This window comes from Zoogloea sp. JDB1, from assembly GCF_056724025.1.
Genome location: NZ_CM161496.1, coordinates 1,968,886 through 1,984,267, shown reverse-complemented (window position 1 = coordinate 1,984,267; position 15,382 = coordinate 1,968,886). Strand labels below are relative to the sequence as shown.

The window sequence follows — 15,382 nt, the reverse complement described above, 5'->3', positions numbered from 1 at the left end:
TCAGCGTGAATTCTCCCGCCCAGCCCAGCGCCCTGATCAAGACCGAGGTCTTGTACACCGGCCTGTTCGTCGTCGGCCTGCTTGCGCCGTTCGCGGTGTACCCGACCTTCCTGATGAAGCTGTTCTGCTTCGCGCTGTTCGCCAGCGCCTTCAACCTGCTGCTCGGCTTCGCCGGCCTGCTGTCCTTCGGCCACGCGGCCTTTCTCGGCACGGCAGGCTATGTGTGCGGCCTGCTGGTGCGTGATTCCGGCGTCTCGCCCGAGGTCGGCATCCTGGCCGGCACCGCCAGCGCCGGCCTGCTCGGCTGGTTGTTCGGCATCCTGGCGATCCGCCGCACCGGCATCTATTTCGCGATGATCACGCTGGCCCTCGCCCAGATGGTGTATTTCCTGGTCCTGCAGGTACCCGCCACCGGCGGCGAGGACGGCCTGCAGGGCGTCCCCCGCGGCAACCTGTTCGGCGTCATCGACCTGTCGGACAACATCGCCATGTACTACCTGGTGTACGCGGTGTTCAGCCTCGGCTTCTTCATCATCTACCGGACGATCCACTCGCCCTTCGGACAGATCCTCAAGGCCATCCGTGAGAACGAGCCGCGGGCCGTGTCCCTCGGCTACGACGTGGCCAAATTCAAGCTGCTGGCCTTCGTGATCTCGGCCTCTCTTGCCGGCCTCGCCGGCGCGACCAAGACCCTGGTGTTCCAGCTGGCGTCGCTCTCTGACGTGCATTGGCACACCTCCGGCGAGGTGGTCCTGATGACCCTGCTTGGCGGCCTCGGCACCATTCTCGGCCCGGCGGTCGGCTCGGCGACCATCGTCAGCCTGCAAAACGAACTGGCCGACAAGGTCGGCTCGTGGGTAACGGTGATCATGGGGGCGATCTTCGTCGCGTGCGTACTGGCCTTCCGGCGCGGCATCGTCGGCGAGATCCAGGCGCTGATCCAGCGGGCCGGTATCCGCTGACACGGACGGCCGCACCATCAGGCCGCGACGGCGGCAGCCTTCTTCTTGCGCTCCGCGGTGTAGTCCGCGTAGGTCGCCATCAGCCCGGTTTCGAGGGAGGTTTTCGCCACCAGCCCGAGAGCCGACAGGCGGCCGGTATCGAGCAGCGGCGAGCCGGCTGCCGCCGTCGCTGAAAACTCGATATTGCCCTCGAAACCGACCACTGCCGCCAGCGCGCTGGCCAGCTCGGCCAGCGTCACCGGGGTCGCACTTCCCACATTGAGCATCGGCCCGTCGTAGCACCGCTCCATCAGGTCCACGCAGACTGCCGCCAGATCGTCAGCAAAGACCAGATCCCAACGCGTGTCGGCAGCCCAGGGCAACACGATGGCCGGCTCGGCGCCGGTCGCCACTACGCGCTTGCCCTCCCCCCGCGCCAGCCCGAGGCGTGCGAGTACATCGTCCGGAATGCGCCCATGGCGCTTCTCGTCAGCTGAAATCGCATCGAGCGCCAAACCACGCACCAGCTTGGCCAAATGCAGCTGACGCAACAACACAGGGACCGGCCGGCCACCATGCAGATCGAAGCTGTCCGCCGGACCATAGACGCAGGACGGCACGATGCTGACGAAGGGCTGGCCATACTGCGCGCCGTAGGCATCGCACAGTTGCACGCCGGCCAGCCTGGCCTGGCCATGGGCACCGGTCGCCGGTGGTCCGCTCATCGCCGCAGACTCTGCGACGGGCTCCACCGCACCGGCCGGGTAGATGCCATCTGCCGCGATGAGAGCCAGCCAGCGCACCGCCGCCTCGTGGGCGCCGTGGATGAGGTTGTTCTGGATCGTCAGGTTCTCGAACAGCACCCGGCCCGGCTCCTCCGCGTCGCCGGACGGCAGGCGCTCGGCGGCACAGAAGACGTACGAGGGGCGCTGGAACTCGATCAGCTCGAAGACCGAACGCTGATCGAGGATGTCGAGCTGAATGTCGTTGCGGACCAGGATGTCGGTGTAGCCGCGGGTTTCGAGGGCACGCACGAGGGCGGCACCGATCATGCCGCGATGGCCGGCCACGAAGACCTTGTCGTCGCGGGTGGGCAGGCTGGGTGTCGGGTTCATGACAGGATGGCTTCCGGAATGTCACGGACAAGCGGCCGGGCCCACCGTTTGCGGGCACAAGGAACGGCCGGCTGTACTCGGGCAGCCTGGCAAGCAGGTAGCGTTCCATCCGGTGGGCTGAACGCAGCAGCCCCAAAAGCAAAACGGACGACCGTAGCCGTCCGCTTTGTTCAGCGCATACCCCACTCAAACCCGGAAACGCGACACCGTCTGCTGCAACTGGCTCGCGAGGTTCTCCATGTCCTGGGCGGCGCGGGCCGTGGACTCGACAGCTTCATTATTGTCCCGCGCCATCGCGGCGATCGACTCGATGCTCTCGGCCACCGCTGCGCTGGCCGAACGCTGCTGCTCGGTCGCCTCGGCGATCTCGTCGAGGCCATGTCCGACGGCCACCACCGACTCGTTACCGGCCAAGATCGCGCTGGATACCGTGGATACCGCTTCACGGCTGGACGCCAGATGCTCCAGGCCCTGCTGGATGGATTCCCGCACTGCCACCGACTGCTTGCTGAGACGCGACGTGACCGCGTCGATCTCACCGGCGGAGCGGGCCGACTTCTCGGCCAGCTTGCGCACCTCGTCCGCCACCACGGCGAAACCGCGCCCCTGCTCGCCGGCCCGGGCTGCCTCGATGGCGGCGTTGAGGGCCAGCAGGTTGGTCTGCTCGGCAATATCACGCACCTCCTGAGTCATCGTCGTGATCGCCGTAGTGGATTCGACGAACTGCTCCACCGACGACGCCATTTCACGCACCGCGCTCTCGGCGTAGCTCACTTCCGCCACCAGGGAATCGAGGGTCCGGCTGCCTTCTCCGGCCTGTTTCAAGCTCTCCTGGGAACGCTGGTGTACCCGCTCGGCGCTGGCCGCCACGTTCGCGATGTTGGCCGCCATGTGCTCCACCGATGCGGCCGCACTCACCGACTGATCGCTCTGGCGGCGGGACCCGTCGGCCACCCGGCCGGCACTGGACGACAGCTGGTGCGCCGAACTGGTCACCCGCGCGGCCGATTCGGACACATGCCGCACCAGTTGCGCAATCGTGCCGAGCATTTCGTTGAAGGTGGATGCGGTCTTGCCGATCTCGTCCTGCCCAGCCACCGTCAGGCGCCGGGTCAGGTCACCCTCGCCCTTGGCGATCTCGGCCAGACTGTTATTCATCTCGGTGAGCGGCTTCACGACGAAGCGCCGGATGAAGAACATCACGAAGACGATCAGCGGTATCGACACCACCAGTGCGCTGACGATGCTCTTCCACAGAAAAGTGTCCACCGCCTCGTTCACCCGGTCGAGGGAAATCTTCATGCTCACCAGACCCAATGGCGTGCCCGGCGTTACCTGATGGCAGGCCGTACAGTTCTTGCCAAGGTAATTGGTGGACGCCAGCGCCGGCTTTACGACCCGCAGGTACTCGCCGGTGCCGTTGCCATGTTCGACCCGAACCATGGCCTTCCCGCTGCTCAAGGCCTGCTTTTCATCCTCGTCGAGGGTCGGCATCTTGCGGTTGCCGGGGCCGAACTGCTTGCTGACCGCGTCGGCGCGTATCACTTCGAGATCGCGGATCACCGACAGCTGCTTGATCTGGTCGAGGAAAACCTCCCGCTGCCCCACAGTGCCGGTAATCATCATGCCGGTCAGGCCGGCCATGGTCATTTCGTGGATGCTGTGCGCGAAGTCTTCCGCCTGCGCAATCGCAATGTCCCGATTGACGCGGGTCTCCCACACGATCATGCCCCCCCAAGCGATCACCAGCATCAGCCAGATCGCCCCCGTCAGACGTAGCCAGATAGGCGTATCCGATAGCTTGCGCATGCTTACCACCCCAGATTGGTGCCGGTTTTTGATTTCCGGTTAGTTGTTGTCTATGGGAGGTATACGGCAAAGGCTCCGCGGGCTTTAAGCCTCGCGGCGAAATCAACGGGGAGTTTTCGGCTCGACGGCGCGGGTATTGAGGCGCTGGGTTGCCCCGTTCCAGTCGGCCCGCGCAATCAGCGGCCAGGCCGACAAAGCACGATCGATGGACTCATCGATGAGTGTTGCTTCCTCTCGCCGGGGCGGCTTGAGGACGAAGTTCACCACCTCGTTGCGGTCACCAGGGTGGCCGATGCCAATACGCAGGCGCCAGAAGTCCTGGGTTCCCAAGTGGGCGGTGATGTCCTTCAGGCCGTTGTGGCCACCCAGGCCACCGCCGAACTTGACGCGCAACTGGCCGGGAGGAATATCGAGTTCGTCATGCACCACAAGAATCTCGGCGGGTGCGATGCGATAGAAACGCGCCAGCGCGGCCACCGACTGGCCGGAGCGGTTCATGAAGGTCTGCGGCATCAACAGCCAAACGCCTTCATTGCGGGCATTGGCGGCGAGGCCGTGAAAACGGGCTTCCTTGCTGAAGCTGGTGCCCAGATCGCGGGCCAGGCGCTCACAAAACCAAAACCCGGCGTTATGCCGGGTTTCAGCGTATTCCGCACCGGGGTTGCCGAGGCCGACGACGAGCTTGGGTGCAAACTGGCTCATGCGTTATCGACCTCGCAATCCCGGGGAGAATCAGGCGGCCGGGGTTTCGGCAGCTTCGTCGGCGCCACCACGGACGGCCAGGATCGTCGCCACGACGGGGTCTTCACCGTGAGTCAGCGCCTTGACGCCGGCCGGCAGAACCAGGTTGGACACGTGGATGGAGTGGCCGGAAGCCAGATCCTTCAGGTCGACCTGGATGAACTCAGGCAAATCGCCCGGCAGACACTCGAGTTCGACTTCGGTCATGACGTGGGACACGATGCCGCCGTCGAGCTTGACGCCCGGAGCGATCTCGGCGTTCACGAAGTGCAGGGGCACCTTGACGTGGATCTTGTGGGTAGCGTCAACACGCTGGAAGTCCAGGTGCAGCACTTGCTGCTTGTACGGGTGCCACTGGGTGTCCTTCAGGATCACGGACTGAACGGCGCCATCCAGGACCATGCTCAGCACGGAAGAATGGAAGGCTTCGTTGCGCAGGGCGTGGTAGATCTCGTTGTGATCAACTTCGACCTGCTGGGGAGCGGCAGAACCACCGAAAACGATGGCGGGCACGCTGCCGGCACGACGCAGGCGGCGGCTCGCACTCGAACCCTGCTGAACGCGCGACTTGGCATTGAATTGAATGGTCATCAGTACTACTCCAGTAAAAAGCCTGTCCGCGACCAGACAGGCTGAAAAAAGCCGGCGGGCTTTCACCCGCCGGCTCAAAACTTGATGATTTACTCCGTGAAGAGCGAACTCACTGACTCTTCGTTGCTGATCCGCAGGATGGTATCGGCAAGCAGGTCGGCGATGGACACCGAGCCGATCTTGCTACAGGCCTTGGCCTCGTCGGACAGCGGGATGGTGTCGGTGACGATCAGTTCGTCGAGGTCGGACTCGTTGATACGGCTGATCGCCGGGCCGGACAGCACTGCGTGCGTACAGTAGGCCAGCACGCGCTTGGCACCGTTTTCCTTCAGCGCTTGAGCAGCCTTGCAAAGGGTACCGGCGGTATCGACGATGTCGTCCATGATCACACAGGTACGGCCTTCGACCTCACCAATGATGTTCATCACTTCGGAGACGTTGGCCTTCGGACGACGCTTGTCGATGATCGCCAGATCGCACTCAAGGCGCTTGGCAAAGGCTCGGGCGCGAACCACACCACCAACGTCCGGCGACACGACCATCAGGTCGTCGTACTTCTGCTTTTCCAGGTAATCGAGCAACACCGGGGTTGCGTAGATGTTATCCACCGGAATGTCGAAGAAGCCCTGGATCTGGTCGGCGTGAAGATCGACGGTCAGAACGCGCTGGACACCGGCCGCCTGCAGCATGTTGGCCACCACCTTGGCGGTGATGGGCACGCGGGCGGAACGCGGACGGCGATCCTGGCGGGCGTAACCAAAGTAGGGGATGGCTGCGGTGATCCGGCCGGCAGACGCGCGCTTCAGCGCGTTGACCATGATCAGCAGTTCCATGATGTTGTCGTTGGTGGGAACGCAGGTCGGCTGGAGGACGAAGATGTCCTTGCCCCGCACGTTCTCCAGCAGTTCGACATTGACTTCGCCGTCGGAGAAACGCCCTACAGTGGCGGAACCCAGAGACTTGCCCAAGCGGCGCACCACATCTGCGGCCAGTTTGGGGTTGGCGTTGCCGGTGAAAACCATCAGGCTGCCCGAAGCCATGATCACCTCTCGTTACTGCGATTTAGAACAGCTTAAAACAAAACGGGCAGGTTTTTGACCTGCCCGCATAATTTGGCTGGGGAAGAAGGATTCGAACCTTCGAATGCCGGAATCAAAATCCGGTGCCTTGACCAACTTGGCGACTCCCCAAGAAATCGTTTTCGCTACTTACACAACCCAGCTCTGCAGAGGGTGCCTGTCGAGCCCTTCGGCTACCCAGACCTTCAAACCCTGCGGCGCTTTGGCTAGAACCTGCTCTGCCGCTTCCTTCGTATCGAAGGGAGCGAAGATACAAGCTCCCGAACCGCTCATCCTTGCTGCCCCGTATTGCGACAACCAATCAAGCGCTTCAGCCACTTTCGGAAACTTCCTGCACGCTGTTGCTTGCATGTCGTTTCGCGTTGTGTGCGTTGCGAAGGCCTGCATTATTAGGATTTCACTATCGCGTGTCAACAGGGGATCAGAAAATATTTCTGAAGTTGGCACAAAAACGCTCGGAGCCACCATTACGTACCAGGCGGGCGGCACGCTCAGGGGGGTCAGATCCTCCCCCACGCCCTCGGCAAAAGCGGTCTCCCCGAAGATGAAGAAGGGCACGTCGGCTCCCAGCTTGAGACCGATTTCCTGCAGGCGCTGGCGAGACAGCCCGCAGCCCCAGATCCTGTTGAGCACGAGCAGCACCGAAGCCGCATCCGAACTTCCGCCTCCCAGGCCGCCGCCCATCGGGATCTGCTTGCTGACGCCGATCTCCGCTCCCAAGGTAGAGCCCGTCGCCGCCTGCAGCGCCTTTGCGGCCCGCACCACCAGGTCGGACTCAGGGGGCACACCCGGCACTTCGGTAGTACGCAGGATCACACCGTCGTCGCGACGACGGAGCGTGATCTCGTCGCCCCAATCGAGCATGCGGAAGGCGGTCTGCAGCAAATGGTAGCCATCCGGGCGGCGCCCGACGATGTGCAGAAAGAGGTTGATCTTGGCCGGGGCAGCCACGCGGATGGTGGCTGCCGGATCGAATTGGGCAAGGATCACGTCAGGGATTCCAGGTATCGATGATCAGGCGCAGCCGGGTGTCGCCACGGTGGATGTCGATCTTGCGGGGCAGTGCCGCCCGGTCGTCGTCGGTGTATTCCAGGTACTCAACGGTCCATCCCTGGTCGATGACGCGCAGCGGGCGCCCCACAGTATCGAGCTGACGGACATCCGCACCGCCCGGCAAGCGGGCGGTCACCCAACGTGGTAACTGGGCAAAGGGCGCCTGCACGTCGAACAGGCGCTCAGCCAGCTCTGCCGCCGAAGCGGCCTCTACGCGCCTGCCATCGGCGAGGGTCATGCGGGCGCCACCCGGATCGGACTGGATACGCGCCACCCCCTGCCCCAACGGACCGGAGAACAGCCATTCATCCCCTTCCTCGGCGTGCATCCATTCGACACCGACGGCGGCGGTCTTGTCGCCGTCCCGCACCTGCAGGCGGCCGTCGATCTCGAAACGAGGCAGCGCAGCCATGGACGGCGCTTCCGGTGCTTTTGCGGCAGCCGGCGGCGCCACCGGCTGTATTGCGCAGGCACCAAGGATCAGCGGCAGCAGGCTCGCGGCAAGGATTCGTCTCACGGCTTGAATTTCTTTATCACGTCGGCCAGCACGGTATTGTCAGGGTTGGCTTGAGCTGCCTCGCGCCATGTCTTGGCCGCCTCGTCCCGCCGTCCGAGCATCCACAGGACTTCGCCCAGATGAGCCGCGATCTCCGGATCGGCGCGCAGTTCGAAAGCCGTCTTCAATTGTTCCAGGGCCTCCGTGAGCCTGCCCTTGCGATACAGAGCCCAGCCCAGGCTGTCGATGATGAAGGGATCGCCGGGCAAGAGGCTGAGCGCCTTGCGAATCAGCCTCTCCGCTTCGTCGAGGCGCATGTTGCGGTCGACGAGGGAGTAGCCGAGCGCATTGTAGGCATGGGCCTGGTCGGGCTTGAGGGCGATGACCTTGCGCAGACGCCCCTCCATCGCCTCCACGCGGCCGAGTCGCTCGGCGGCCAGCGCGGACTCGTACAACAGATCGGTATTCTCCGGATCGTGGCGCAAGGCCTCGTCGAGCACCTCGAAGGCATCCTCCATCCGGTTGGCGTCCCGCAGCAACTGCGCCTCTGCCAGCACATACTGGAGCTTGTCCTGGGGCGCTGCGCTGGCGGCAGCCTGCAGATGCTGGCGGCCTTCGGCCAGCTTGCCACGGCTGACCAGCACCTGGGCGAAGCGCACTTGGGCGCCGATGAACTGCGGGCCCGGCGCCACCGCCCGATACCAGTTGAGGGCATCGTCGTAGCGCTTGGCATCCTCGGCAATCTGGCCAAGGTACATGCGGATGATATCCGGATCGCCGAAACCTAGATTCAACAGATGACGGAAATGGACCTCGGCGGCCTGGCGATCGCCTTGCTGCATGGCCAGCAGCCCAGCCGCGTGGACCACATCCCGGTCTTCGGGGGCCAGCTTGAGCAGGATCTCGAACTGTTCTCGCGCAGCAGCGAACTCCCGGCTGGCCACCAACATGCGGGCGAGCACGATACGGGCCTCGCGGGATTCGGGGTTGGTGCCGAGGTAGCTGCGCAGGGTCTGCACACCGACGCCCGGCGAGGCCTCCTGCTGGAACTGGGCCTTCAGGATGACCGCTTGCTCCCAATCCGGCCGGATCGCCAGAGCGCCATCGAGGGCCTCGGAAGCGCCCGCCACATCACCCGCGACAAAGGCCGCGTTGGCGCGCGCGAAATACGCCTCGGGGCGGTCCAGGTAGGGTTCGGTCAGTTCATTCACGAGGCGCCGGATCAGCACCTTGTCGGGAATCCGTGCCAACCCGCGGTTGAGCCCCATAAGTGTCACACCGACGTTTGGCCCTTGCTGGGCCAGCGCCTTGGCCAGCTGCGCGGTAAACTCCTCGATGCGCTCCTCGTTGGCAAACGCACCGCTGGCCAGCTGCTGAGCCTGCAACGAGCCCGGGTCAAGCTCCAGCCACAGGCGTGAAGCCTCGCTGGCCAGATCGGCCTGGCGCGAGACCACAGCAATTTCCGCGGCGCGCCGGGCGATCCGGGGATCCCGTGTGCGCTTGGCAAGATCCAGGTAGGAACGCGCCGACACGACTAGTTGCCCGCGTGCACCGGCGATTTCCGCCAGCATCAGCTGGTACAGGATCTGTGGCGTCAGTTGCTGCTCGGGATACGTCGCGACAGCATCCACCACGTCTTCCACAGCGGACTCCTGGGCCCGCGCCACCGTCGCCAGCCCCCCCGCTATCAACAGAACGGCCAGCAGGCGGGCCGGGCGCACGATGCGAATGAAAGACGTCATTAAAGGGCTCTGACAAGGTGATGGAGAAGGCCGCAGCCGCCATGCGGGGCGGAAGGTGATGGCACCGACGGCCCCCGGACACCGGTTGGATCGCACTATTACAATAGGGTTCGGGGCCCGCCGGATGTTAGGCGCTTTCCCCGCCCCCAAGCAAGCAAACCCCCAAGCAAATCCAATCCCCACGCCCATGCCAGAGCTACCCGAAGTCGAGACCACCCGCCGGGGCATCGCCCCCGAACTTGCCGGATCGACCGTCAGCACAGTCCTCATCCGCAACGGCCGCCTGCGCCACCCGATCCCCGCCGATCTCGGGAATGTCCTCGCCGGCCAGACCCTGCTGGCGGTGGAGCGCCGCGCCAAATACCTGCTGTTCCGCTTCGCGACCGGCAGCCTGCTCGTCCACCTCGGCATGTCGGGGAGCCTGCGCATCGTGGCGGCGGACCATCCACCCGAAAAGCACGACCACTTGGACATCGTCTTCGGGGCACGGGCGCTGCGCCTGCGCGACCCGCGCCGCTTCGGCCTGGTTCTGTGGCAGGCCGGCGACGCCGAACATCCACTGCTCACCGGCCTGGGTATCGAACCCCTTGGCGAGACCTTCGACGGCGCCTGGCTGCATGCAGCAAGCCGCGGCCGCAGGACACCGGTCAAGCTGTTCCTGATGGACGCCGCCCACGTGGTCGGCATCGGCAACATCTACGCCTCCGAGAGCCTGTTTCGCGCCGGCATCGATCCGGCCAAGCCAGTGGGCGAACTCGGCCCCCGCCGCTGCGCCCGCCTCGCCACCTGCATCCGCGAGACCCTGCAGGATGCACTGGCCGCCGGCGGCAGCACGCTGCGGGATTTCGTCGGCAGCAACGGCGCGCCGGGCTACTTCCAGCAGCAGTATTTCGTCTATGGACGCGACGGTGAAGCGTGCCGCAGTTGCGATACGCCGATCCGCAAACGCATCATGGGGCAGCGCGCCACCTTTTATTGCCCACGCTGTCAGCATTGAAAGCTGTTCCTGCCGGCAGCGTTCACGTTTATGCTTGGGATATTCGACATTCGTGCCGACGAAGCGGCGCCCAGCCAGGAATGAAGCCCGTGAAAGACGCCCACATGCTTGCTGAACACTTCTCCGCCTACACCCAATGGCGCGGCGACGTCGCGACCGGGATCGAGGAGTTGCGCAAATGGTTGCACCTCAATGAAATCGGGGATGCCCAGTCCGACCTGCGCCTGCAATACCTGCTCGACCGACTGCGCGAGGACAAGCTGATCGTCGCCTTCGTGGCCGAGTTCTCCCGTGGCAAGTCCGAACTGATCAACGCGGTGTTCTTCGCCGGCTATGGCAATCGCATCCTGCCGTCCAGCGCCGGGCGCACCACCATGTGCCCGACCGAACTGCAATGGAAGGCCGGTGACAAGCCGGAGATCCGGCTGCTACCCATCGAGAGCCGCAAGACCAACGCCAGCATCACCGAACTCAAGCGCTACCCTGAGGAATGGCAGGTCCGCCCCCTCGACACCAGCTCCGCCGAAAGCCTCCAACAGGCCCTCGCCCAGGTCGGTGAAACACGCCTGGTCAGCCGCTCCGAGGCTGACCAGCTGGGTTTCCCGGTCGATGAGAACGGCGACACCGGCCTGCGCCCCGACGCCGATGGCGAGATCGAGATCCCGCGCTGGCGCCATGCCATCATCCAGTTCCCCCACCCGCTGCTCGAACAGGGGCTGGTCATCCTCGACACGCCGGGCCTCAACGCGATCGGTGCCGAACCGGAGCTGACCCTCAACCTGCTGCCCAATGCCCACGCGGTGCTGTTCATCCTGGCCGCCGACACCGGCGTCACCCAGAGTGACCTGGCCGTCTGGCGCGAGCACGTGAACGCCGGCCGCCGCCAGCGTGGCCGTCTGGTCGCCCTGAACAAGATCGATGGCCTGTGGGACGGCCTGCGCAGCGAGGCCGACATCGAGCGGGAAATCAGTGGCCAGGTCGCGAGCGTCGCCGACACACTGGACATCGACCCGAGCCAGGTCTATCCGGTCTCCGCGCAGAAGGGCTTGGTCGCCAAGGTTAACAACGATGAGGACCTGCTCGCCCGCAGCCGCATCGTCGAGCTCGAGGAAGCCCTGTCCACCGAGCTGTTACCAACCAAGCGCGACATCGTTCGCGACAACACCTATGGCGATGTGAACGACATCGTCAGCCGCAGCCGCGAACTCCTCAACGCCCGCCTCACCGGCCTGCGCGAGCAGTTGCAGGAACTCACCGACCTGCGCGGCAAGAACCAGAACGTCATCGAGTACATGATGCGCAAGGTGCGCTCCGAGAAGGACGAGTTCGAACAGGGTCTGCAGAAGTACTACGCGGTGCGTAGCGTCTTCTCCAACCTGTCCAACAACCTCTTCGGCCACCTGGGCCTCGACGCACTGCGCGACGAAACTCGGCGCACCCGCGAGGCGATGCTCGACGCGGCCTTCTCCCGCGGCTTGCGCGAAGCGATGAAGGGCTTCTTCGAACACCTGCGCGGCAACCTCCGGAAATCCACCGACGAAGTCGGAGAGATCTCCAAGATGCTCGACGCCATGTACAAGCGCTTCACCGTCGAGCACGGCCTCAAGCTGGCTGCACCGTCCTCCTTCTCGACGCTGCGCTACGAGAAGGAGATCGAGCGTCTGGAAGAAGCCTTCAACAACCAGTTCAACACAGTGCTGACCATCGTCACCACCGAGAAGCACACCCTCACGCAGAAGTTCTTCGAAACCGTCGCCGTTCAGGCAAGACGCACCTTCGAAATCGCCAACCGGGATGCCGAACAGTGGCTGCGGGCCGTCATGGCACCGCTGGAAACGCAGGTCCGCGAATACCAACTGCAGCTCAAGCGCCGCCTGGAAAGCGTCAAACGCATCCACCAGGCCACCGACACGCTGGAAGACCGGGTTGGCGAACTGCAACAGGCCGAAGATCTGCTAGTCCAGCAGCTCCGTCAACTCGACACGCTGTCCGTACGCATCGAACACGCCCTCGACATGCCGGCCGACAGCGGCGCGGCAGCCCTGGCAGCCTGATCCCAGTGCCGGGCCACGGTCCGGCACCCAAGCAAAAAGGCCGGGTGCTCCCGTCGGAGCGTCCGGCCTTTTTGCGTCAGGGCTGAAGCCGCGTCTTACTTTTCGGCGGTCAGCTTGTGGAACTTCTCCATCAGGTCCTCCTTGCTCTCCGGGTGTTCCGGATTGAAAGGAATGCAATCCACCGGACAGACTTGCTGGCACTGGGGTTCGTCGAAGTGGCCGACGCACTCGGTACACTTGTTCGGGTCGATCACGTAGATCTCTTCACCCTGGGAAATGGCACCATTCGGGCATTCCGGCTCGCAGACGTCGCAGTTGATGCACTCGTCGGTAATCATCAAAGCCATTTTGCTTTACTTCCTTCGTTACTAACTGTTGATCTTCAAACGCAGCCGCTCGAGTACGCCAGGCTGCACAAACTTGCTTACATCACCGCCGAGCCGCGCGATCTCGCGCACCATCGTGGCCGACACGAACATGAACTCGTCGGAGGGGGTCAAAAAGACCGTTTCCACGTCCGGGTAGAGCTTGCGGTTCATGCCGGCCATCTGAAACTCGTACTCGAAATCCGACACCGCACGCAGGCCGCGGAGGATGACGCGCGCGCCGTTCTGATGGAGAAACTCCATCAACAGGCACGAGAAACCCTTCACCTCCACGTTCGGGTAAGCCGCCAGCACTTCCCTGGCGATATCGACCCGCTCCTCGACGGTAAAGATCGGCCCCTTGCCACCACTGGTGGCTACGCCGACGATGACCCGCTCAAACAGGCGCGACGCACGCCGCACCAGATCCTCGTGTCCCCGCGTGAAGGGGTCGAAAGTCCCCGGATATACCGCGATACCGTCCCTCATCCTGCAGCCCTTTCCTGAAACCACGCAGCCGTCAGGCGCAGGCAGCAAAGAGGTGGTAATACACCTGCCCGGCCGTTCCGTGCTTGATTCGCGTCAATCCGTCGATGTTCTCGATCCCATGCTCCGCTTCCACATAGGCCACTCCTTCCTTGCTCAGCAGGTCGGGTAGCAGTGGAGCGATCCGCTCAATCCAGCCCATCCGGTACGGAGGATCGAGAAACACCACATCGAAGGGCTGGGGCACGGAGCGCGCGAATTTTAGCGCATCGCCCCGCACAAGCTGTACACACGTTGCCCCAAGGGTTTTTGCGTTGTCACGCAGGGCTGCGAAAGCCACCGGGTCCTGCTCGACCATTGTCACGCTTTCCGCCCCGCGGGATGCCGCCTCGAAACCCAGCGCTCCGCTTCCGGCAAACAAATCCAGGCAGCGCCGACCGTCGAGCTCCTGCCCCAGCCAGTTGAACAGGGTTTCACGCACCCGGTCCGGCGTGGGGCGCAAGCCCTTGACGGTGCTGACGTCTACCAGGCGCGAGCGCCATTCACCACCAATGATACGGACACGGCTCAAGGCTTGGCCCCCGTCTTGAGCGTCGCGGTCTTGTCGCCTTCGCCCCCGACCACTACCGTTACCAGATGGGCTGGCGACACGTGTCGTTTGAAGGCATCACGGATCTGCGCAACGGTCACCGCTTTGATCTTGTCCCGGTAGGTATCCAGGTAATCCAGCGGCAGGCCGAAACCACCGATGACGGCCACCTGTTCCAGCATCTTGCGGTTGGAATCGAGACGTAGCGCAAAACCGTTGATCAGGTTGTCCTTGGCCGCCTTCAGTTCCGCCTCCGTCGGCCCCTTGGCGAGAAACTCCTCAAGGGTCGCCGATACCACCTTCAGGGCATCGTCGGTCTGGCTGCCCTTGGTCTGCAGGCCGATCTCGAAGGGACCCACGTCACGTTGGGGCATGAAGTAGCTGTAGACACTATAGGCATAGCCGCGCTTCTCGCGCACTTCATTGGTCAGCCGCGAGACGAAGCCGCCACCGCCGAGGATGTAGTTGCCGACCACCAGCGGGAAGAAGTCCGGGTCGCCGCGACGGATGCCAGGCAGGCCGATGGAGATGTGGGCCTGCGCCGAGGGATTCGGCACACGGATGGTCTGGGCCTGCGGCTGCGTGGTGTTGATCGTCGCGGTCGGAGCCTCGCCGGCCGGCAGGCCGCTCATGAGGCGGGTAGTGATGGCTTCCGCCTCGGCTCGCGACACGTCGCCGACGATGCTCACCACGGCCCGTGCGGCGGTGTAGTTGCGCTTGTAGAAATCCACCAGATCGTCGCGCGTGATCGACGACACCGTGTCCACGCTCGGCAGGCGGCCATAGGGATGGTCAGGAAACACCGCGGCGGCGAAGCGGCGGGACAGGATCTCGTCGGGCTGGGTGTCGGCCTCCTTCAGGCCGGCGATGCTGCGGGCCTTCTCCCGCTCGACGACGGCCGCCGGAAAGGTCGGCTGCTGGATCAGCGTGGCCAACAGGTCGACAGCACCGTTACGTTCCTCAGGGTTGCTGAGGGTGCGCAGGGACAGGGACGCGCGATCCATGTCGGCATCGCCACCAATCTGCACGCCCAGGTCGGCGACACGGTTGGCGATGGCCTCTTCATCCAGGCTGCCGGCTCCGGCATCGAGCAGGGAACGGGTCAGCCCCGCGACGCCAGCCTTGCCGGCCGGCACCTCGGCGCCACCGGCACGGAAATCAACCTGCACATCGAGGATGGGCAAGGCATGGGTTTCGACGAAGAACACCTTGGCGCCGCCGGCGGAGGTCCAGGTCTGGATGTTCAGCCCGGCATGGGCCGACAGGGTCGCCAGGGCCAGCACCAGCGCGGCCCCGAGACGTTGATAACGGGAAATCATCAGGA

General features: G+C 64.1%; 15 protein-coding genes and 1 tRNA gene. 3 read left to right on the top strand and 13 right to left on the bottom strand.

Annotation, left to right across the window (positions count from 1 at the left end; genetic code table 11):
- The first annotated feature begins 5 nt into the window (after positions 1-5).
- Complete coding sequence (locus AC1PPK_RS08785; RefSeq protein WP_481117458.1) at positions 6-962, top strand: branched-chain amino acid ABC transporter permease; 957 nt, start codon at positions 6-8, stop codon at positions 960-962.
- Between the two features lie 17 nt (positions 963-979).
- Here AC1PPK_RS08785 and AC1PPK_RS08780 read toward each other — a convergent pair whose 3' ends face one another.
- The 9 genes from AC1PPK_RS08780 to AC1PPK_RS08740 form a co-directional block, all read right to left on the bottom strand.
- The gene (locus AC1PPK_RS08780) at positions 980-2,056 is read right to left on the bottom strand and encodes an NAD-dependent epimerase/dehydratase family protein (protein ID WP_481117457.1); all 1,077 of its coding nucleotides are present in this window, start codon (positions 2,054-2,056) and stop codon (positions 980-982) included.
- A gap of 186 nt (positions 2,057-2,242) precedes the next feature.
- Entirely contained in the window at positions 2,243-3,865 is a 1,623-nt protein-coding gene (locus AC1PPK_RS08775; RefSeq protein ID WP_481117456.1) for a methyl-accepting chemotaxis protein, read from the bottom strand.
- A 102-nt stretch (positions 3,866-3,967) separates the two neighbouring features.
- Positions 3,968-4,567: an aminoacyl-tRNA hydrolase gene (gene pth / locus AC1PPK_RS08770; protein WP_481117455.1), complete on the bottom strand. Its 600-nt coding sequence runs from the start codon at positions 4,565-4,567 to the stop codon at positions 3,968-3,970.
- A gap of 30 nt (positions 4,568-4,597) precedes the next feature.
- Positions 4,598-5,197 (bottom strand): 50S ribosomal protein L25/general stress protein Ctc, encoded by a 600-nt coding sequence (locus AC1PPK_RS08765; protein ID WP_481117454.1) that lies wholly within the window; start codon positions 5,195-5,197, stop codon positions 4,598-4,600.
- Between the two features lie 89 nt (positions 5,198-5,286).
- Positions 5,287-6,237 (bottom strand): ribose-phosphate pyrophosphokinase, encoded by a 951-nt coding sequence (locus AC1PPK_RS08760; protein ID WP_481117453.1) that lies wholly within the window; start codon positions 6,235-6,237, stop codon positions 5,287-5,289.
- A gap of 73 nt (positions 6,238-6,310) precedes the next feature.
- Positions 6,311-6,387 (bottom strand) — tRNA-Gln (locus AC1PPK_RS08755).
- Positions 6,388-6,405: 18 nt separating this feature from the next.
- Positions 6,406-7,266, bottom strand: a complete 861-nt coding sequence (ispE, locus tag AC1PPK_RS08750) for a 4-(cytidine 5'-diphospho)-2-C-methyl-D-erythritol kinase (protein ID WP_481117452.1) — start codon at positions 7,264-7,266, stop codon at positions 6,406-6,408.
- Between the two features lies 1 nt (position 7,267).
- On the bottom strand, positions 7,268-7,846 hold the full coding sequence (gene lolB / locus AC1PPK_RS08745) for a lipoprotein insertase outer membrane protein LolB (RefSeq protein ID WP_481117451.1): 579 nt from the start codon (positions 7,844-7,846) through the stop codon (positions 7,268-7,270).
- A complete protein-coding gene (locus AC1PPK_RS08740; RefSeq protein WP_481117450.1) occupies positions 7,843-9,567 on the bottom strand; it encodes a tetratricopeptide repeat protein in 1,725 nt (574 codons plus the stop codon). Before AC1PPK_RS08740 ends, lolB begins: the two co-directional genes overlap by 4 nt.
- Before the next feature lie 187 nt (positions 9,568-9,754).
- Between AC1PPK_RS08740 and mutM the strand changes: the two genes are divergently transcribed.
- Positions 9,755-10,564, top strand: a complete 810-nt coding sequence (gene mutM / locus AC1PPK_RS08735) for a bifunctional DNA-formamidopyrimidine glycosylase/DNA-(apurinic or apyrimidinic site) lyase (RefSeq protein ID WP_481117449.1) — start codon at positions 9,755-9,757, stop codon at positions 10,562-10,564.
- A gap of 104 nt (positions 10,565-10,668) precedes the next feature.
- Positions 10,669-12,618 (top strand): dynamin family protein, encoded by a 1,950-nt coding sequence (locus AC1PPK_RS08730; protein WP_481118198.1) that lies wholly within the window; start codon positions 10,669-10,671, stop codon positions 12,616-12,618.
- A gap of 95 nt (positions 12,619-12,713) precedes the next feature.
- On the opposite strand, the gene AC1PPK_RS08725 is transcribed toward AC1PPK_RS08730, so the two are convergent.
- Genes AC1PPK_RS08725 through AC1PPK_RS08710 form a run of 4 tightly spaced genes read right to left on the bottom strand, consistent with a single transcriptional unit; the run spans position 12,714 to position 15,377 of the window.
- Entirely contained in the window at positions 12,714-12,965 is a 252-nt protein-coding gene (locus AC1PPK_RS08725; RefSeq protein ID WP_481117448.1) for a YfhL family 4Fe-4S dicluster ferredoxin, read from the bottom strand.
- Between the two features lie 21 nt (positions 12,966-12,986).
- Positions 12,987-13,472 (bottom strand): pantetheine-phosphate adenylyltransferase, encoded by a 486-nt coding sequence (gene coaD, locus AC1PPK_RS08720; RefSeq protein WP_481117447.1) that lies wholly within the window; start codon positions 13,470-13,472, stop codon positions 12,987-12,989.
- A 31-nt stretch (positions 13,473-13,503) separates the two neighbouring features.
- Complete coding sequence (rsmD, locus tag AC1PPK_RS08715; protein ID WP_481117446.1) at positions 13,504-14,040, bottom strand: 16S rRNA (guanine(966)-N(2))-methyltransferase RsmD; 537 nt, start codon at positions 14,038-14,040, stop codon at positions 13,504-13,506.
- Positions 14,037-15,377: a M16 family metallopeptidase gene (locus AC1PPK_RS08710; protein ID WP_481117445.1), complete on the bottom strand. Its 1,341-nt coding sequence runs from the start codon at positions 15,375-15,377 to the stop codon at positions 14,037-14,039. Before AC1PPK_RS08710 ends, rsmD begins: the two co-directional genes overlap by 4 nt.
- Positions 15,378-15,382 lie beyond the last annotated feature (5 nt).